Source organism: Sphingorhabdus buctiana, from assembly GCF_042680825.1.
GTDB classification, from domain to species: Bacteria; Pseudomonadota; Alphaproteobacteria; order Sphingomonadales; family Sphingomonadaceae; genus Sphingorhabdus_B; species Sphingorhabdus_B buctiana.
The window spans coordinates 50,956-70,808 of sequence record NZ_JBHUEL010000012.1; the positions used below are offsets into that span (position 1 = coordinate 50,956).

Here is a 19,853-nt window from a genome sequence, read left to right on the forward strand (position 1 = left end):
GCGGGCAGTTCATGGCATCAAAGCCACGCTGCGCCAAGCCCCTGAAGTCGGCAATCAGACCACTGCAGCCAATTCCGATGCCTGCTTGATGGCGCGTTTGGCATCCAGCTCTGACGCCTCATAGGCCCCGCCGATGAGGTGCGCCTTGACGCCGCCGGCCTCCAATGCATCGAACAGCCCGCGAGCAGGTTCCTGTCCTGCACAGATGATGACGGTGTCGACATCAAATGTGCGCGGCTCACCATTAACCAGCGTGTGCAAGCCATCATCGTCGATCGAGAGATATTCGACCCCTGCAATCATCTCGACCCCACGCCGTTGCAGCGTGATCCGATGCGTCCAGCCGGTGGTCCGGCCAAGCCCCTTGCCAACCGCGCTGGTCTTGCGCTGCAGCAGCGTTACCTGACGGTCGTTGCGCGCGACAACCGGCTCGACACCTGTCACGCCGCCGCGCGGGTGATTCTTGAAATCGATGCCCCATTCGCGCGCGAAGACATCGATATCGAGAGCAGCAGACGTTCCCTCATGGGTAATCAGTTCGGCAACATCAAATCCGATGCCGCCAGCCCCCATAATGGCAACTTTCTTGCCGACCTGCGCCTTGCCTTGGATCACATCAATGTAACGGACCGCTTTGGGATGGTCGATGCCCGGTATGGATGGCTTGCGCGGTTCGATACCGGTGGCAACCACCACTTCATCAAAGCCCTGCAGGTCATCGCTGCTCACACGCTTGCCGAGCTTGAGCTCAACCCCGGTGGTTTCGATCCGACGACCGAAATAGCGCAGTGTCTCGTAGAACTCCTCCTTGCCGGGGATGCGCTTGGCGAGGTTGAACTGTCCGCCAATCTCTTCTGCGGCGTCGAACAGGGTCACCTTATGGCCGCGTTCCGCCGCCAATGTCGCAAAAGCCAGACCCGCAGGGCCAGCACCCACCACCGCAAGCCGCTTGGCGGCCTGCACGGCGGGATAGTCAAACTCCACCTCTCGACAGGCGCGGGCGTTGACGAGGCAACTGGTGAGCTGACCGGTGAAAGTGTGGTCGAGGCACGCCTGGTTGCAACCGATGCAGGTGTTGATCTCATCCTCACGGCCCTCGCGCGCCTTGTTGACGAGATCCGGATCGGCGAGCATCGGACGCGCCATCGAGACGATATCGGCATCGCCGCGCGCCAGAACTTCCTCTGCGACATCGGGCATGTTTATGCGGTTCGAGGTGATAAGCGGGATCGACAATTCCTTGCGCAATCGCCCGGTCACCTGAGCAAAAGCGGCGCGCGGCACCATGGTGGCGATGGTGGGGACAAAGCTTTCGTGCCAGCAGAAATGGGTGCTGATAACATCGACGCCTTCGGCCTCGAGCGCCTTGGCTAGGCTCACCACCTCATCCCAGGCGAGCCCGCCTTCAAGCATGTCCATGGCCGAGATGCGGAAGATCAGCACGAAATCGGGGCCGACCGCGGCACGGGTGCGCCGCATCACCTCGATCGGGAAGCGCATCCGGTTTTCCCAGCTACCGCCCCATTGATCCGTCCGCTGGTTGGTTTTTTCGACAAGGAATGTCGAAATAAGATAGCCAGCCGATCCGATCACTTCGACCCCGTCATAGCCCGCTTCCTTGGCGAGCGCGGCGCAGCGGGCGAAGGCAGCAATCTGCTCTTCGATACCGGCTTCATCGAGTTCGCGCGGGGCAAAGCGTCCAATGCGTGATTTGACCGGCGAGGGCGCGACACAATCGGGAGTGCCAGCGAGCGGTCCGGTGTGCAGGATTTGCATGCAGATCTTCACGTCCGGGTCGGCGGCGTGGACAGCCTCGGTTACCTGCTTATGCAGCGCAACATCTTGCGGCGTGATCAGCTTGGCGCCCATGCCCGCAGTTTCGTGCGGTCCGATACCGCCGGTGATGATCATCCCCACCCCGCCCTTGACGCGCTCGACGAAATAGGCCGCGAGTCGCGGACCCGCATCGGGCAAGTCCTCAAGCCCGGTGTGCATCGATCCCATCAGGATCCGGTTCTTGATTGTCGTGTTGCCGATTTTCAGCGGCGAAAAGACATGAGGGTAGCGGGCGTGGGTCATGGTTTAATCCTGCTGATAGGCTTATTCGGGGGTGTATTCTGGTTTGCGCTTCTCGAGGAAGGCGCGCATCCCTTCGGCAAAATTCTTGCTACCGGCGGTCATCAACTGGTTGCGGTTTTCGATCGCCATTGCAGCTTCCAGACTGCCGGCGTCGATCGCCATGTTGAGGCCTTCCTTGGTCATGCGCAGCCCCATGGGAGATGCGTTGAGCAAGTCATCGACCCAAGGTTGGGCCGCAGCCTCCAGCTGGTCGTCGGGAACCACCTCTGCCACCAGCCCGACGGCCAGCGCGCGCTGCGCCTGAATGAAGCGCCCCGTCAGCATCAGTTCCGAGGCAATCGAAGCACCTACCAGACGCGGGAGGAAATAGCTGACGCCCATGTCGCAGGAGGAAAGACCAATGCGGATAAAGGCCGCATTCATGCGCGCGCTATCGCCCGCGATGCGGATGTCGGAGGCAAGCGCAAAGGCAAAGCCACCGCCGCAGGCTGGGCCATGGACGAGCTGACGTGACCCCCAGCTTTCCTCCAGCCGGGATTAGAGCCGAGCCGTTTTGTTGCGCATGAGCGCGGTTGAAGCAATGGGCTGCGTAGCGGAGCCCGTAGGGCGGAGCGAAGCAGGCCATTGCTTATTCAGTTCGGCGGCGAACGCCGCCGGGGTTGCGTATCCAAGGGATGAGTGTGGTCTCTCCCGGTTGTAGTCATCCACCCAGGCCGCGATCTCGACCCGGGCATGGGCCAGGCTGAGGAACAGTGTCTCGTTGAGCAGTTCGTCGCGCATGCGGCCGTTGAAGCTCTCGACGTAGCCGTTCTGCATCGGCCTGCCCGGCGCGATGTAATGCCACTCCACGCCGAGCTCCCCGCACCATGCCAGCACCGCATTGCTGGTGAGCTCCGTCCCATTGTCGCTGACGATCATGACGGGCTTACCACGCCGTTCGATCAGCGCGGTGAGTTCGCGCACGACACGGCGCCCAGAGATCGAGGTGTCCGGCACCGCTGCAAGGCACTCCCTGGTCACATCATCGACCACGTTGAGCACCCGGAACCGTCTGCCAGAGGCCATCTGGTCGTGAACGAAGTCCAGGCTCCAGCGCTGGTTCGGTAATGCGAGCACCTGAGCAGGTCCCCTCGTGCCGACAGCTCGCCTGCGACTTCGCCGTCGCCTTACTGCCAGCCCTTCTTCTTTGTAGAGCCTCTGTGTCTTCTTCCGGTTGATCACGATCCCCTCCCGGCGCAACAGGATGTGCAGGCGGCGATAGCCGAATCGCCGTCGCTGGTTAGCCAGTTCGCGCAGCTTCTCACGCAGACCGGCGTCATCGTCCCGGGCGGAACGGTAACGCACGCTCTTGCGATCAGCATCGATGACACGGCACGCCCGCCGTTCGCTCATCCCGTGGCATGCCTGGAGATGTGCGACAGCTTCCCGCTTCGCGGCGGGCGTCAGAACTTTTTTGCCAGGAGGTCCTTCAGCGCAGCCTGATCCAGCATCGCATCGGCCAGCAGTCGCTTGAGCTTGGCGTTCTCGCTCTCCAGCTCCTTCAACCGGCGGGCATCGGACACTTCCATCCCGCCATACTTCGACTTCCAGTTGTAGATCGTCGCTTCCGATACACCGTGCCGACGGGCCAGGTCGGCAGTCTTCGCTCCCGCCTCAGCCTCCTTCAGCACACCGATGATCTGCTCTTCTGAAAACCTCGTTCTCTTCATCTCGTCCGTCCTTCTGTCAGGGCCGGACTCTAATCCAACTTGGAGGAAAATCAGGGGGGCATGTCACATACGCTCAGAAACGAATGGCGCAATCTTAAAGCCGATAAAGGCCGACAGGAAAATCCCGATAGAAAGATAGCCGGTTTCCGCGGGCGTGAATTCCCAGAAATAGGAAACAAAATACAGATGCAAAGAGGCTTTGAGACCCAAACCCATAGCGCCGAGCATCGAAGCGGCAAAAATCGATACGAACGAGCGATTGGCAAGCGTTTCAAAAATCTCTTTGAAGATTTTGGGCACTGTAAGTTTGCGTTGTTGGGGCGGGCTATAAAGCGTTGGAATTCTTGAATGCGTGCCCGCCGATGACACCATAATAGAGATAAAAATCAACACCGAAGCGATAACGCCATAGGCAGTGTAAGGCGCCCGCGAGCTTACTGCCTCGGACATGGAGCCGGTTACGAAAAGTGGAAAGACAATGAAGAACATGGCGATGTTCATGAAATTGCCGCCCGACCAGGCAAAGAAATGAGCGTAGCTGATGAGCCTGCTTCTATCGTTGTAATCCTGAGTCAATTCAGGCGCCAAAGCTATATTGGGCGTTTCAAAAAATGTGATGCCGGTCCGTATCAAGACGGATAAACACAACAGATACCAAAAAGTCTCTGTGTCAGAGAAGCTTTCGGGGGGCATCCAAACTAAGAAAAAACACAGCGCAACCGGAATCGCAGCTCCATACATGAAAGGATGCCGGCGCCCCCATCTGGAGCGCAGATTATCCGACCAATAACCCACCAATGGATCGCTTACCGCATCAAAAAGCAGCGATATAAACAGAGCCAGCCCAACCAATCGGGGATCCAGGCCCACAACCTGGCTGTAAAACGCCAAGAGGTAATAATCGAAGCCGTTGGATTTGATACCAAAGGCCATAGCGCCCATCCCGTAAAAGACGCGCGTGTGCCAAGGAAGCGGTGGCGTAGGAATTGGCGATTGCGAGATTGGTTCTAACGGTGGATTCACGGTCGCCATGCCAATCTAATTTTTGATTTCTGAGCCGAGGACAGATTTGTATTCCAGAAATTCATCAAATCCAATCTCGCCCCATTCACGGCCATTGCCTGACTGCTTATAGCCGCCAAATGGTGCGTTGAAATCCGCATGGGCCGCGTTCACGAAAACTTGGCCCGTGCGCATCTTTCGAGCCACTTCGACAGCTTCTTGATGTTCGCCCTGAACATAGCCGGACAAGCCATAGGGCGAATCATTGGCGATCTCGATCGCGTTATCAACCGTGTCGTATGCAATGATGCTCAGCACAGGTCCGAATATCTCTTCTCGTGCAATTGTCATATCATTGCTGACATTTGAAAAGATCGTTGGCGCAATAAAATAGCCGCTCCTAACACCATCGGGCCTGTCTGCGCCGCCGGTTTCCAGCTTGGCGCCTTCTTTGACACCTTCTGAAATCAGCCGCACAATTTCTGCATGCTGACGTTTCGTCGCAATCGGGCCGATAGCCGGCGCCGGCGCATCCCAACTTGTCGCCAGCGGGATGGATTCGGCGACCTCAACTGCAATTCTAGTGGCCTCTGCCACTTTGTCTGACGGAACCAGGAGGCGCGTGCCCGCTGTACAAGTCTGGCCCACATTACTCATAATCCCTTGAACAGCCCTGCCAACAGCATCCTTCAAATCGGCACTTGGCAAAACAATATTGGCTGACTTGCCGCCAAGCTCGAGCGATACTCTTTTGATCGTATCCGCCGCTGCCTTTGAGACGTTGGCTCCGGCCATCGTAGACCCAGTAAAGCTGACCATATCAACATCTGGATGCTCAGCTATGGACGCACCCACTACTCTACCAGGTCCATTGACAAGATTGAACACACCAGGAGGCACACCAGCTTCGTGGATAACCTCAGCCAGCAACAGTGAATCCAGGGATGTTTGTTCAGCCGGCTTCAGAACGATCGTACAGCCTGTTGCCAATGCCGGCGCAACTTTGCACGCAACCTGGTTCAACGGCCAATTCCACGGAGTGATCAACCCGCAAACGCCAATGGGTTCGCGTCGTATGGCTGTAGTGCCTTGAATCTTCTGAAACTCAAAACTCTCCAGAACTTTGGCCGCGGTTGAATAATGGGCAATGCCGGCCGGGACTTGCGCCCCGCTTGACCACCAAGTTGGTGCTCCCATTTCCATGCTAATTGCTTCTGAAAACTCGTCAGCTCGAGCTTTGATTCCAGCCGCAATCCGTTCCAACATGGCCCTGCGATCTTCAACGCTAGATTGGGAAAACTCCTTGAACGCCTCCCTGGCTGCTGCCACCGCACGAGCGACATCATCTTCTCCACCGCCAGCAACGGTTGCACAAACTGTTTCGGTGAGGGGATTCACAACCTCAAATATTGACGGATTCAATGGATCAACCCATTCGCCGCCGATATACAGTTTGCTGTGTATTTTCATTTGATATGCCTCTTCTATGTGCTGCTTGCTCAGTCAAAAAAGTTGCGATCAGACTTTCGCCTGATCGCTAGTCTTTGCTCACCAAATTCCCAGCATCTGGTAGAGCGGAGAGTTCTACTAAAACTTGCCGCGCAGGGTCAGTCCATAGGTCCGTGGCTCTTGGACAAATGCACCACGTGCTCGCTGGCCAGAGAATCCTCTAAGCGGAATATTGAATGTCAAAAACCTTGTCCGCACATCAAAAAAGTTGCGAGCCCAAGCCTCAATGGTGAACTTCTCATTTGCAGTTCTAAAACCAAGGCGAAGATCCAACTTCGCGTTCGATTTCTGGATATCAAATGGTGCCGCAATGGCGGCTGCCACCGCGTCCCGTACTTGAGCTTCGGTCGTCAGACCAAAGGTCGCAGGTCTTTCAGTAGGCAAAGTACTGGTGCGCCTTTTTGATTCATAACGAACCGAGAAACCTGCGAACATCGAGGCGCCGCTTGTGTTAATCTCGGTATCAACATTGGCACCACCAATCACAACCAATTTTGGCGCATTCGTGAATTGCTGACCGCACAATGCAGTGACAGAGCCGTTGAAATTCGCATCTGTCGGATCAAATGTGGTGCAATCATCGGGATATTTGGCGTCTGTATAAGTGGCAGCCAGGTTTAGGGATAATGCGTCAGACAACGCATAGGCTGATTCAAATTCCACACCCTTGGAGCGCGCTTTATCGACATTGAATGTGCTAAACCTTGTGCCATCAAATTCCAGCACCTGAAAATCCGAAAGATCAGAATAGAACAAGGCAATATTTGCCCAGGCCCGGTTGTTCAGGAATACGGATTTGAAACCCAATTCAAAGGCATCAATTTTCTCTGAGCGGAATCGCGGATCTGCACCGCCAACCGCAGCGGAAACATCAAGGTTAAATCCACCGGACTTAAATCCATGCGTAAATCCACCATAGACGAAGGTTTGACCTGCAACTTCGTAGCTTAAATTTGCAGTATAGGTGAGCTGGTCATCCTTGAAATCTCTGTCAAATGGTTGTGGGATTAGATTCAAGTATGAAGTCACAAATGTATTTGCCGCGTTCGTATTTGCAAATTGGGTGAAGAAATTATTTGGGTCGCTAGGATCATATAGACCGGAATTGAATATCCAACAGTTCGATTGAACAACTGATGCCAGTCGTGCGGGTCCCCTTGCGCCAAAGAAACCATTCGTCCCATTGTACAGACCAAAATTAGGTGAAGTTAAGCTTGTCAAATTGTTGAATGTTGCCTCGCAGGCGTTGTGCTGTCCGGGAACTTGGTGGCCGACTTGGGCATCTTTCTTTTCAGTGATGTATCGAGCACCAAGCGTCAGATTTAGCCCGTCAGTAAGCTCCAGCACATTGTGAGTGAAGACCGAAAAAGAACTGCCATCTTGCTGTGCCCTTGGCGCGGCATAGTCGCCAGCTGCATCTACGCCGTTAGAAGCGAAATTCAGTTCATTGAATACAGGCTGACCAAAAGCCCCAACGCTAACGCCCGCCTGCATATCCCGCAAAAATACCAAAGCATAACGTTGATCGATCTTCTCATGCGAATAGTATGCCCCAATTAACCAATCCAAACTGTCTTCAAAGGCATTCCCTTGAAGCCTGAGCTCATGCGATGTCGACTTAATCGTGGTGCCGTTTAGCGCATCCAAGTCCACATTTGGTAAGATAGCTTCAGCTTCGGGGCAGGGACCAACAGCGTATATTTCAAGCGAAGTGTAATCGCCGCGACAAGAATCAGCATTCGATTCGCCATAATAACCTAGATAAGAGAGGTTTGCGAAAGGCAATTCCACATCATACGTGGCGCCAACATTCCAACCGTTATAAGGGTTGGTATAGTTGCTGTCGTTCGCCAACCCTTCTTTTAGGGCTCGGCGACCAACAAAGTCAGCCCCTGCTGTTCCGCCAAATGCAGAAAATGGTGCCGATTTAGCCTGAATAAAGGGTGAGTGATTCAACCACACCGCCGAACAACATTGATCATCCCCTCGAGAATAACCAGCAAATAGACGCAAAACGCCTGCATCTTCTAAGTCAAATAGCAACTGTCCGCGAACGGAAGATCGGTCTATCGAGCTAGAATCATATCCGTCCGGGCCAATAACATATCCATCACGCACAGCATGCGAGCCAGAGACCCGAAGAGCTACTTTTCCTTCAGAAACCGGAACATTAAACCCGCCGCGAACCTTGAACAGATCGTAATTGCCGGCGGAAACATCGAAGAATGCTTCTGTATCATCAAGGTTTGGCTTGTTGGTCTTTATGACCAAAGCGCCTGCCGAAGTGTTGCGACCAAAAAGCGTACCCTGCGGGCCCCTTAGGACCTCAACTTGCTGAACATCATTCAATTCACCAAGGACCGCACCTGGGCGCGGGATGTAAAACCCATCCACAAATGCGCCGACCGAACTTTCAATACCAATATTGTTACCGGTGGTTCCAATCCCGCGCAAACGAAGCGTCAGCCCGCCAGTCGTACTATCCGAGGAGTTCATCTGGTAGCTAGCGGCGGCCCGCTCCAAATTTGTAATGTCTGAAACGCCGGTACGCACCAACATTTCGGCATCTACGACTGTAACGGCAATCGGCGTCTCAACAATGGACTGTTCGCGCATTGTAGCGGTGACGATTATTAGATTTCGGTCGCTCTCTGGTTCGCTCTGCGCTTGCGCAGAAGGGGCCTCCTGCTGAATATCATCATTTGCCGATGCAATCCCAGGCGCGCCCATATAGCCAAGGGCGGATGCAATCAAAGCAAATCTTGAGGTTTTGCCCCAAAAATCAGATTGATCGCCCAAGTTTAGTTTGTTGTGATCGTTGTTGCTCAAGATACCCTCCTCAGGTGCCGCAAAATAATTTTGCTTATTTCTATAGCTATCAGAGCACGTTCACGGAGGTATGATCATAATGATCAATTTTCGACAAATTCGATCTGCCACACATTCCAGTTGGAAAACCTAACACAATGCCTTCGTGGCTTCGCCCCATTGCGCGTACTTCAACAGATTCACACCTTCAATCGGCTTAAATTGAGATATTGGTGCCGCCGTAAAGCCCTGCAAACAGCTAGAAATCGGCCAAGAGAAAGCTTGCAATGTCTTCAGCATAGTTGGCGATATCCTCGCGAGCAGCTCTGCATTCGTCTAAAGTTATTGCTGTCTCAAAGGTATTATTTTCCGGATATTCCATCTAGGTTGCGCGTGGGCGGTTTGGTCAGGCGTTGTTGAGATGCCACCCACAATGTACTTATGAGTCCCGGTCAAAGCCCCTTTAATCACTCGATAGCTTGCTAATGACCGGCATTTATCGAGCTTCTTGTTCGCAAATTATGAGGACCGAGCTCATCAAGACTTCTTATTCCCATCAGTTTCATATCTCGTTCTATTTCTGTCCTCATGTTTCCAAGGGCGCGTTCAACTCCAGCTTGGCCTGAGGCAGCCAATGCATACAGATAGAATCGTCCTCCTGATACCGCTTTTGCCCCCACGGAAAGCGCTTTTAGGACATGAGTGCCGCGCTGCACTCCTCCTTCACAGATCACATCAATCTTGTCTCCAACCGCATCACAAATTTCTGCCAGCTGATCAAAAGGCGCACGAGCGCCGTCAAGTTGACGTCCACCATGATTGGAAACCATAATTCCTGTGCAACCAATTTCGACAGCTCGTAGCGCATCCTCAACACTCATGATGCCCTTCAAAGCGAATTGCCCTCCCCATTGGGAGCAGAGTTTTTCAGCGTCGTCCCAACCCATCGATTGGTCCAGCATAGTGGAGAAATAGTCTCCAACGGATACTGCCAAATTTGTGCCCTGTCCCACGTGACCAGATAAATGGGGCATGTCGAATTTCTCTTTCGTCAAGAAATTCCAAGCCCACATCGGGTGGGAGGCAAAACTAGCCAAGGAAGATAGAGTCAGCTTTGGAGGAGACTTGAAGCCGGTGCGCAAGTCTCGTTCACGATTTCCTCCCGTTATTGTATCCACGGTTAAAGCCATGACCTCAAAATTTGCATCCCGTGCACGCTCCAAAAGTGTATCGTTAAGGTCGCGATCCTTGTGGAAATAAAACTGAAACATTTTGGGGCCCGATGCGATCGGGGCGATTTCTTCCGCTGAAACCGTTGCTAACGATGAGATCCCAAACATAGTGCCATATCTTGTCGCGGCTCTTGCAACAGCACGCTCTCCCTCATGATGGAACAAGCGCTGCAGCGCGGTTGGAGCACAATAGAAGGGCATGGCTAGTTTTTGCCCCATCACCTCGACGCCCATATCAATTTGTTCGACGCCTCTTAGTACATTCGGAACCAAGTCCACGTCTTCAAATGCTGCGCTATTTCTGCGGTATGTCACTTCATCATCAGCAGCGCCATCAATGTAATGGAAGATGGGACTAGGGAGACGTTTTTTCGCTAATCGGCGGAAATCTTCAAAATTATGACAGTCTCTAAGGCGCAACTCAATATTCCTTGATTTTGGCTCGCGTGTCAAAGCACCCAACGTTTGTTAAGTGTCCTTTTTGCGGTTTCATTCTTTCGTCATCCTCGCGCATTACAAATTGTGAAAACCTGATTGGCATTCGACTGCTGGGGTTTCGGGCTTTGTTGCCTACACCTAAGAATATTGAAAAATGGCCAAATATTGAAATCTCTGCACTTATCACTCTACCCAAACTACCATGAGAGTCTTTGACGAATTGCTTCAATAATTGTCAGTTTGGTGCGGCCAGTCAGTCAACTTCGGGTGCGGTCCCATGCGAAAAATGACGGATAACCGCCATTATGTGAAATGTCGGAAAGTGGGCCGCTAACAGAAGGACCGCTTTTGAAAAATCCAGGCGCCAAGCGGTCTCCGCGAGATCAAATCCATATCTCTAGGACCGCTAGTCGAAAAGATTGAAATCGAAAGGGAAGTTTAGATCGTCTCCATAAGCAGAAGACGCCACTGCGACTCAAAGCCTCACCTTGCCTTTGAACTACTTAGCCACTAGTGTTCCACGAATGTTCTCGGAGGCAGATCATGTCTGACAACAGCGCAATCGAATGGACCGACGCCACTTGGAACCCGGTGACGGGCTGCACGAAGATTAGTCGAGGCTGTGACAACTGCTACGCTGAAAGATTTTCTGAGCGGTTCCGTGGAGTTCCGGGCCATCCGTTCGAAAGCGGTTTCGACCTTACACTTAGACCTGCTCGGTTAGAACAGCCACTTGGCTGGCGACGTCCCCGAATGATCTTCGTCAACTCGATGTCAGACCTATGGCACAAGTCAGTTCCGTTCGAATACGTCGATAGAGTTTTCGATACGATGGAGAAGGCCGATTGGCACGTTTATCAGCTCCTGTCGAAGCGCAGCTCTCTCATGTCGAAGTACCTCCGAAAGCGGTATCGAGATCGGCCCTGCCCTCAACATATTTGGTGCGGGGTTTCAGTCGAGGATGCCCAAGCTAAAAGTCGAATTTTGCACCTCCAAGGCTCGCAAGCGGGCGCGCGTTTCCTGTCGATTGAGCCATTGATCGGCCCGGTGGGAGAATTGGACCTCTTTAATATTGACTGGGTGATTGTGGGCGGAGAAAGCGGTCCGCGGGCAAGGCCAATCGATCCCCGTTGGGTTCGAGAGGTGCGAGACCAATGCATAGAGCAAGACGTCGCCTTCTTCTTCAAGCAATGGGGTGGGTTCAGGCCCAAGGACGGTGGAAGGAAACTCGACGGGCGAGAATGGAACGACTTCCCCCAAAAATTCAAGGCTGCGGTGGAGAATGCTGACTAATGGCTCAGCCTCCGGTGCTGCCGCGAGAGTACCACGATCGCGAGCAAACGTTCGTCAAGCACATTATCTTGCGAGGCTATTTGCAAAAAGTCGCTTATAATATCCTCTCGGCGTGGGACGACTTCACATTCGTTGACGGTTTTTCAGGTCCTTGGGAGGCGAGGTCAGAAGAGTTTGCTGACACATCATTCGGCATAGCGATCAGGGAGCTCCGAGAGGTTCGGGAGTCCTTCCGCCTTCGCGGAAAAACGAAGTGTTTGCGCTGTGTATTCGTGGAGAAGGAGGCGGAGCCCTTCGAACGCCTCAATGGCGCCGCTGGAGGCGCAGCGGACCTTCACGCCCGCGCCATCCACGGCACGTTTGAGGACAATATCCCGGAAGTCCGTCGTTACGTTGGCTCCTCATTTGCACTGACGTTTGTAGACCCAACCGGGTGGAGCATCGACCTCAGCCGCATCGCTCCACTCCTAAGACAACGGGGGGAGGTGCTCATCAACTTCATGTACGAGCATTTCAAAAGGTTTGTGGAGGACGAACGTCCCGAAATACGCGCTTCGTATGACAAGCCCTTCGGCGGCTTGCCTTGGCGCAAGATGATTGACGAAGAGATGTCCAACGGCCTTTCTAAGGAAGAGGCCATTCTGGAGGTCTTCAAAACCGCAGTGAAAGAGGTATGCGGTTTCGACTACGTCGCTAGCGCCCGCATTCGTCATCGCAAACTGGACAAGTCGCATTTTTATCTCGTCTACGGCACGCGGCACCAGAAGGGCTTGGAAGTATTCAGGCAAGTTGAACGCACAGCCCTTAGCGCAGAGGAGTTCTTCCGAATTGAAGCGAAGGACCGCGCAATCTCCGCGACTGGGCAACAAGGACTCTTCGAAGATTTGCCGCACAATGCAGAAGAGACTGCAAAGGTTCATTGGCACGAGGAAGTGCGAAAGGCGCGCATGTGGAGCGAGCAATTTATTGGCGGGGAAGCTGTGGTTCTTTTTGAGGTGCTGGCAAGGCGCATCCAACAGCGCTTCTCTGTTACCCTTCCGGAGTTGAAAGACCTGCTGGTGGATATGAAGAATGAGGGGCTGATCGAGTTTGACGGCCTAACGGGCCAACAAAGAAAGCCACGCCCTGGCGTAACCGTCCGTCGAACCGAGAAGCTTGAAAACGCAGTGCAGAACTGACGCGATCCCAATCCTGGCGTTGCCCACTTCGCACAGTTTGTCGCAGTAGATCCTATAGCTGGTAGGCAGCTCGAATGCTCATCGCGCAAATTTGTTTGGTGGCTGCTTTCAGGCGGAGCCAATTGGCCTTGGAATGTCCGAAACTGAGGCGCAAGGCGGCCATTCTTGGGCCACCATCTCGTCAAATCCCAAAGTCCATCGAGCGGTTGCGCTCTTTGGCGAGCTCGGGTTCAAAAACCTTGGGACTCTTCTCAGCTATGGCTTTTCCGGTCCCCACCTGCGCAGCAGCTTTCAATCGCTCCGTGACTTCCAACGCCGATGATTTCTCGCCTCTGTTCTTGGAAACAGCGGCACCGAGCCTTGCAGCGCTGTCGACCACAAGTGTGAGATGATCGCGAAGCCGGGTCACCGTGACCAGGAAGGTCTTCTGGTTGGCAAGATTGCGCTCGCGGCTATCCATCACCGCAATTCCTCGATCGGAGGTCAGGCCCTGCGCCATGTGAGCATTGAGTGCATAGGCCAGATCAAGGCGTTTGAGCATCGGATCGTCTTTCCCGAGCTTCTTTTCGATGCCCTTGGACGTCTCAACAGTGACCTGATCGCCTTCGATACGAGTGACCCGGGCCCGGTCGGCGTTGAACAGCCCGCGCCGGTGGTCGTTCCTAGTCCAGCGGATGCGATCGCCTTGGTGGACCTCAAGATGGCGCCTGTCGAATAGCGCAAGATTGTCGTCCTTCCCCGCGTGCCCGATACGAGAGGGGTTGAGCTTGCTTAGCCTGCCATGCTTGTCCTCAAGCTCGACAATGCCTTTCCGGTCGTCGACCTTGCGCACCAAATAGTCTCCGCGCTTGAGGCCAAGCGCGCGTTCGAGTTTGGCGACCTCGAGCACCATGCCAGGCCGGTAGGCGGCGAGGTATCGCAGTTCTTCCCGCGTAAGATTGGCGCGGTCGAGAACTTCAAGTTCGAGCTTTTCGGGGCCAATCTCGCGGTTTGCGGCAAGACCAGTCTGGACGGCTTCGTTGACGGCGGCGCGGATCTTGCGACCCGAAGCATAGATCGCGGTCCGCTCCCGCTCTTCTGCCGGAAGCGACAGCCAGCGCTCGGCAGCAACAATCGCTCCATCCCCCTTGGCTTCGACCGTATTGTGCTTGAGGTGGTCAAGCGCCGTGCGGACCAGCCCGGCCTGCGCTGCCGCCTGTGCCTCGCGCAGGATGGGATCGCGCCCACGCAGGTTGGTGTTCATCTGCGCCTGAGCAATTCCTCCCTGCTGCAGGAGATCGAATGGCTTGCCGGCATCGACCGCGCCTAGTTGCTTACGGTCGCCCATGAGCACCAGGCGGTGGGCACCGGCGCGATTGGCGATGCGGATGAGCTGCTCCTTGTCCGCATTGGAGACCATCGAGGCTTCGTCGAGGATAAGGACACTGCCGCCAAGTTCCCTGCGTGCCTCGCGATCGAGGCTGGACCGCCCCTCTGCCTCGCTGATCGGTTTCCAACGCTTGAGGAAACTCGCGAGCGTCTGCGCCTCGATACCCGTGTCGCGTTCGAGCATCTGAACCAGCGTGTTCTGCACCGACAGGCCAAGCAGCTTGTGACCCTCATGGCGCAGCACATCGGCGACCGGCTTCAAGACGCTCGATTTGCCAGCGCCGGCAACACCCTGCACGGCAATGGTCCGATCACGTGATGTCAGGATAAGTCGAGCTGCGCCCAGCTGGCCCTCATTGAGCTTGAAACCCTGATTGACGAGAGCGGAAGCCTGGACACTGGCGTCGGCTCGCCGCTCGGCAAGAATGGGTTCGACAGCGCCCTTTCCTTCATTGGCCCATGCAAGAATCCGAGCCTCGCGCTCGACCTCTTCTCGGCTTGCCAGCCACCCCTTGTGCTCGCCCTTGCCCCGCAGCAGATGCCCTGAACGCACCAGCGAGCGCACTGCTTTCTCGACATCAGCAATGGTGGTTGGCAGGCCAAAATCGAGCGCTGCCTTGTACAGGTCCTCCCGTGCAAAGCCTGCCTCGCGCTGCGCTAGGTGGCGCACTGCCGAAGCCACGGCCTGGGACGCTGCAATCTCTTGCGGCCCCCTTTTGAGAACATGCTCCGAGACGAGAGGATCGTGCTCCTTGCCCTTGATGCGCGCGGCAAAGTCCTTGAGCAGCGCCAGGCCGCGCTCAGCCAGGCAGGGCCCCTTTGCGTCGGCAGCGGTGCGCTCGCTGGCTCTCGTCTTGGCGGTATCGACCAGTCTTGGCAGGTCGAGGCCGACAGTCTTCGCAGCCGCTTGCCATTGCTCGCCCAGGACCGTGCGATCCTCGATCGGCTGCTTGGGCGATCGGGTGGCGAGCGCCGCGATCTTGCCCGCTTCGAGCCCCGGACCTCGGCGTGCTTCGAGCACTTCCTTCCGCCGCGAGGAGAAGGCCATCACCTGATCGCGCGAGATCCCGCAAGCCTCGAAATTGCCGTGCTTGCCAACCGGGCCAGTCTCGTAGCCAAGCTTCTCGACTGCGATCCGGAAGCGCGCCATGGCGATCGAGTTGAGCAGAGTGCCAAGCGCAAAGAGCCTGTCGTTCTTGAGCGTTCGCCACTTGCCGTCCTTGCCCTGGGTCACATTGGCAACGACGGCATGGAAGTGCAGATTGGGCTCCTGGTTGCGATTGGTATCATGCTGGAAAAGGCCGACCGCGAGATTGCCAGTCGCAACGGTCTTGATCTGGCCTCTGTCGACAAGGCGGGTTTCAGCGGCATTCTTCTCGGCCCATGTGAGCGCCTCTGTTACCGCCTCGCGATAGGCAGCAACGATCCGCTCATCCTTTCCGACCAGGGCCAACAGAGACCAGCTTTTGGGGAGCGAAAAGGTCAGATCGGTGCCCGGCCGATGTGCCTGTCCAGGATTGCCGACGCTCGAGCCATCGGGAAGTTCGCCGCGCAACAAGGCATCGAATTGCCTGGTCTCAACGCGCCCTGATAGGCCAAGTGATTTCGCGCCTTCGCCGACCCACTGCCCGGAACGATCGGCATCGGCCCGGGCGTAGTAGTTGTCGTCGGCAAAGTAGCTGGCGGCAGCAGAAGGCGATCGGACATTGGCGATCGAGAGCATGGCCCTAACCCTCGATTAGACGCACTGATTGCACTGGCTTGGGCATCAAATATCCGGCTCGATATCGCCCACATCGGGTTCGTCACGGTCAGGTACATCCCTCTCCTTGTCGTGGGCCGCGCCTCCAAGAAGATCGCGCTGTCGTCGCTCGTGATCGGCGAGAGTGCGTTGCTCTTTGCTTTCCTTGACTGGATGCGGATGAGGACTGACGCCGGGCCTTTCTGACCGCTCGGCGGCGTGATCATTGGGCGCTTTGCGGCTGCCGGGTTCGAGTGGCAGTTCGCTCTGTCGACCGGTCGATTGATCAACTGGCAGGTGCCCCTTGTTGGCGGCTTCTGCAGCAGCTTGTCTGTCCTGTGCTGCACACATCTGGTCGTCCGGCGTCACCTCCTGCGATTTGCCCTTCGCGTGGCGACCTTGTGATCTGCGATTGGGACGTTTCCGCTGGTCGCCATCGGCATCCCGGCCGGGATGCTTGTCGTCGCGGCGACGGCGTTCACCGGAATCGTCGCCGTCGCAGCCGCGTTGTCCGGATACTTCCCCTTCGTCCGGTCCGACTTTCACCGGCTTGGCCACCGTTTTCGCGGGTCGTTGGATCGCGCGAGGGATGAACCCTTCGGCAATGCGAGGCCAATGCCGGGGCTCTAGAGTGACCGGTGCGGTCGGAAGTCCTTCGGGAAACTTGATGTAGCCTTCAAGGCTCTTGAGCCCCATGAACTCATCGGGAAGCAACAAGGGAGCGATTTCGCGGCGGGCTGTCAGGCTCACCGCATCGCGGGCGCTGTTGTGACCATAGCTCTGGTTCTCTTCGACCTCGCGGACCTCGCGGTGGCCGACCGAGTCCGAACACCAGGTAGCGGTCTCGCGGTCGGCCGTACCGAGCATGAGCTTGGTCTTGGCGAGCGACGACAAGGTCATCGCCATGTTCTCTCCATAGACCTCCTTGAGCTTGGCAAAGGCGTGCACACCTGTGACGATCGCACCGCCGTAATTGCGCGCTGTCTGCAGGCCCTTTTCGAGCGAGGGAAGCCGGTGCAGCGCGCCCAATTCGTCGATCAGGAACCACAATTTGAGGTCGGGCGTGGTCCGCCCTGTCATCAGCGTGTTGATCGCCGTGTCGAGCCACAATGTGAGCATCTGCGAGAGCACGGTAAGATCTGCGTAGCGCGCTGAAAGGAACAGGAACGATCCTTCCTTGCCCTCGCCTTTGACCCAATTTCGGATCGAAAAAGGTTCGCCCTCGGTGGGCAGCAATTGCAGCGCCTTGGCGTTCACGTTGAACACCGCACGCACCGATTCAGCCATCTTCGCAGCCTGGGGATCGGTCATTGGGCCCGCCATCGTGTCTTCGAGCAGCTTGTGCAGGTCAGGAAGATTGGCGTTCATGAGGTCGCTTGCGAGCGCCGCGTTGGTGCCCTTCCCCTTCTCGAGCAGCTTGAGACAGGTCTCGACGAAGAGCGTCCGAGCGCCGAGCACCCAGAACTGCTCCGCCCCGCCGCCATCATGCGGCACAAGCGATTCCGCAGCGGCATGGAACTCGGCGCTGGTGGTGCAATCATTGAAGACGCTCCATGCCGGACAGCGGGTATCGAGCGGGTTGAGGATGACATCGCGATCGGGCTCGTAGAAGCCCTCGATAAAGGCGCCCGTGAGATCGAAAATGACCGCGCGCTCTCCCCTCATGCGGATCTCATCGACAAGCTCGAAGAGCGCCACGGTCTTGCCCATACCGGTGGTTCCGACGAGCATGGCGTGACCCTGCTCCTGCCGCCACGGGTAGCTGACACCGGCGATATGCGCGGGCGTATAGAGACCCGCAGCGCGCAGGGCCGTTTCGCCTGCAAGGCGCCATTTCCAGCCCATTTCGCGGCCGTACTCGCGGGCGCGGGCGCGGCGGTTGTACCGGGCTATATCGGTCTCAAGTTCGCTCAGGGAAACGAGCTGCGCACCGCGCAGGTGACGCTTGCGTTTCGAACGCTCGCCGAAGTGCTCGGCGACCCACCAGAAGGCTGCAAGGAGCGGGGCGAGCCAGAGCGCAGATAGCAGCATGGCCTGTTTTGCGGTGGCGAAGAACAGAGTCCAGGCCTCGCGCATCGGCGGGAAGTCCCTCACCACTGCCATGGGAAAGGCAACCAACTCGCCATCGGGCAGCCGCAGGTTCACCAGCTTGTCCGGATCGAACTCCATGAAGCCATAGGCAGAGGCATAGACATGCATCCACAAGAGGTAGGCCTGGTAGTCGGTAAGCATACTGCTGACCCGCCACCAGACGGTCGCCAGAACGACCAGAACAGAGACGACAAGCGGGAGCTTGAAACCCGCAGCGAACATGAAACCGAAGTGCCCGAGAAGCTGGGTGCCGCGCGTGAAATTGACGATGCTATTCTTCATTGCTCGTCTCCTTTTCGCGCGAAGGAATGAAGCCGAGCTGTGCGAGGCGGCGATGGTAAGCGGCATGAGTTCGCTTGCGCAGAGTGTCGTCGGAATGGCTCGCAAGCAGTGCATCGAGCGCGGTGGTGAGGAACACCAACTGGCGGGCCGGATCGGTCCCGCCGGGACGGTCGGCATGATCGTTGTCGCGGTTCCAGGCGGCGACCAGATGGTCGCGAATGACCACGCTCACGCTGGTCTCGCGGAGGTTAGACTGCTCCAGAATCCAGTCCGCGATCAGCGGCGGGACGTAGGTCTGGAGGACCCTGTAACGTTGCATCTTTCCAAGCTCCTTGTGCTGAAGAAGCCTGGTTCGACCTGCGGAAGGTGAGGATCACAGTAATTCACGGTAGGGGTGTAGGAAAACAAAAAGTTCCCTATTTATTCCAATATCTTAGGTTAAGGTGATTTGTCTCCTATTTGCGAATCCAATTCGCGATTTGCGGTCAAATCGGTCGGTGCACACGCCAAATTTGCGCAGCAACTGATTGAGAACATTGATGGAACATTGGCGGCCCCGCTGCGTACGGTGTGCCCTCCCATTTCCCATATTCCCCCACGTGACCAGTTATTTCGCCGGTTCGTTCTGAAGGGCTTTTCCAACGTCTTTCCAACGGATCTCCGCGCCCTCGCGGCGAAGGATCCCTCATTCTGGGTAGCACTAAGTCTCAGCCTCGACTGACGATCGTGCAATCGCAATGGCCTCTTCAAATCTTACTCTTGTCGGCTGGCGAAGCCGCGCCAGTTTGAATGCTTTGGAGTAGTGCGCGAGTATGTCTTCGGTTGATTTCTTTGATCGGATTCCGGGCAGCGCCAAGCTGGCCAACTCGATCAATGGGATATCCCGATGCGATCTCCAGTCGGATCGTGAGGGCCTCAAGGGTACGATCATATGTGGGCTCGAATGCTTGGGAAAAAGGACAAGGCGATTTCCGTCATACGCCCGACGGCACTCAGCTGGGATCGCCGAAACAACTCTCTCCTGAATAATCCGTCCCGCCTTTTGCTTCCCATGCGGGTCGCGTCCGTCAAGGTGGTGTAATTTCGGCTGTGGCCGTGGGCCATCGTCAGGCGGCTTTGGCGG

Annotated in this window: 12 protein-coding genes; 2 read left to right on the forward strand and 10 right to left on the reverse strand. The window is 56.0% G+C overall.

Annotation, left to right across the window (positions count from 1 at the left end; translation table 11 throughout):
- Positions 1–54 precede the first annotated feature (54 nt).
- The 7 genes from ACFSAG_RS14625 to ACFSAG_RS14655 all read right to left on the reverse strand — a co-directional run bounded on the left by ACFSAG_RS14625 (position 55) and on the right by ACFSAG_RS14655 (position 10,801).
- Positions 55–2,079, reverse strand: a complete 2,025-nt coding sequence (locus ACFSAG_RS14625; RefSeq protein WP_381516343.1) for an oxidoreductase — start codon at positions 2,077–2,079, stop codon at positions 55–57.
- 21 nt (positions 2,080–2,100) lie between these two features.
- Positions 2,101–2,610: an enoyl-CoA hydratase/isomerase family protein gene (locus ACFSAG_RS14630; protein WP_381516370.1), complete on the reverse strand. Its 510-nt coding sequence runs from the start codon at positions 2,608–2,610 to the stop codon at positions 2,101–2,103.
- Positions 2,611–2,616: 6 nt separating this feature from the next.
- Positions 2,617–3,788, reverse strand: a protein-coding gene (locus ACFSAG_RS14635; RefSeq protein ID WP_381516347.1) for an IS3 family transposase whose coding sequence is annotated in 2 segments (ribosomal slippage) — positions 2,617–3,536 and positions 3,536–3,788 — 1,173 coding nt in all. Because the reading frame shifts where the segments join, the coding sequence is not laid out codon by codon here.
- A gap of 63 nt (positions 3,789–3,851) precedes the next feature.
- Positions 3,852–4,820 carry an MFS transporter gene (locus tag ACFSAG_RS14640; protein ID WP_381516351.1) on the reverse strand — a complete coding sequence of 323 codons (969 nt, stop codon included), beginning with the start codon at positions 4,818–4,820 and terminating at the stop codon, positions 3,852–3,854.
- 6 nt (positions 4,821–4,826) lie between these two features.
- Positions 4,827–6,260, reverse strand: coding sequence for an aldehyde dehydrogenase family protein (locus tag ACFSAG_RS14645; RefSeq protein ID WP_381516354.1), 1,434 nt, complete (start codon positions 6,258–6,260; stop codon positions 4,827–4,829).
- A 117-nt stretch (positions 6,261–6,377) separates the two neighbouring features.
- On the reverse strand, positions 6,378–9,128 hold the full coding sequence (locus ACFSAG_RS14650; protein WP_381516356.1) for a TonB-dependent receptor: 2,751 nt from the start codon (positions 9,126–9,128) through the stop codon (positions 6,378–6,380).
- Between the two features lie 461 nt (positions 9,129–9,589).
- Complete coding sequence (locus ACFSAG_RS14655; RefSeq protein WP_322787085.1) at positions 9,590–10,801, reverse strand: alpha-hydroxy acid oxidase; 1,212 nt, start codon at positions 10,799–10,801, stop codon at positions 9,590–9,592.
- 519 nt (positions 10,802–11,320) lie between these two features.
- Between ACFSAG_RS14655 and ACFSAG_RS14660 the strand changes: the two genes are divergently transcribed.
- Positions 11,321–12,070: a DUF5131 family protein gene (locus ACFSAG_RS14660; protein WP_054588541.1), complete on the forward strand. Its 750-nt coding sequence runs from the start codon at positions 11,321–11,323 to the stop codon at positions 12,068–12,070.
- The gene (tcmP, locus tag ACFSAG_RS14665) at positions 12,070–13,248 is read left to right on the forward strand and encodes a three-Cys-motif partner protein TcmP (protein ID WP_054588542.1); all 1,179 of its coding nucleotides are present in this window, start codon (positions 12,070–12,072) and stop codon (positions 13,246–13,248) included. Before ACFSAG_RS14660 ends, tcmP begins: the two co-directional genes overlap by 1 nt.
- 181 nt (positions 13,249–13,429) lie before the next feature.
- Here the strand turns inward: tcmP and mobF are convergent, their stop codons facing one another.
- From mobF to ACFSAG_RS14680, 3 genes are read right to left on the reverse strand one after another with little or no spacing between them, the layout of a single operon-like run.
- Complete coding sequence (gene mobF, locus ACFSAG_RS14670; RefSeq protein WP_054588543.1) at positions 13,430–16,339, reverse strand: MobF family relaxase; 2,910 nt, start codon at positions 16,337–16,339, stop codon at positions 13,430–13,432.
- Between the two features lie 45 nt (positions 16,340–16,384).
- On the reverse strand, positions 16,385–18,730 hold the full coding sequence (locus ACFSAG_RS14675; protein WP_054588544.1) for a type IV secretion system DNA-binding domain-containing protein: 2,346 nt from the start codon (positions 18,728–18,730) through the stop codon (positions 16,385–16,387).
- A complete protein-coding gene (locus ACFSAG_RS14680; protein ID WP_054588545.1) occupies positions 18,720–19,049 on the reverse strand; it encodes a hypothetical protein in 330 nt (109 codons plus the stop codon). Before ACFSAG_RS14680 ends, ACFSAG_RS14675 begins: the two co-directional genes overlap by 11 nt.
- Positions 19,050–19,853: the final 804 nt, after the last annotated feature.

Coding starts and splice junctions, on each gene's coding strand:
- ACFSAG_RS14645 (WP_381516354.1), bottom strand. CDS start 6,260: ATGAAAATACACAGCAAACTGTATATCGGCGGCGAATGGGTTGATCCA.
- ACFSAG_RS14625 (WP_381516343.1), bottom strand. CDS start 2,079: ATGACCCACGCCCGCTACCCTCATGTCTTTTCGCCGCTGAAAATCGGC.
- ACFSAG_RS14660 (WP_054588541.1), top strand. CDS start 11,321: ATGTCTGACAACAGCGCAATCGAATGGACCGACGCCACTTGGAACCCG.
- ACFSAG_RS14675 (WP_054588544.1), bottom strand. CDS start 18,730: ATGAAGAATAGCATCGTCAATTTCACGCGCGGCACCCAGCTTCTCGGG.
- mobF (WP_054588543.1), bottom strand. CDS start 16,339: ATGCTCTCGATCGCCAATGTCCGATCGCCTTCTGCTGCCGCCAGCTAC.
- ACFSAG_RS14680 (WP_054588545.1), bottom strand. CDS start 19,049: ATGCAACGTTACAGGGTCCTCCAGACCTACGTCCCGCCGCTGATCGCG.
- ACFSAG_RS14640 (WP_381516351.1), bottom strand. CDS start 4,820: ATGGCGACCGTGAATCCACCGTTAGAACCAATCTCGCAATCGCCAATT.
- tcmP (WP_054588542.1), top strand. CDS start 12,070: ATGGCTCAGCCTCCGGTGCTGCCGCGAGAGTACCACGATCGCGAGCAA.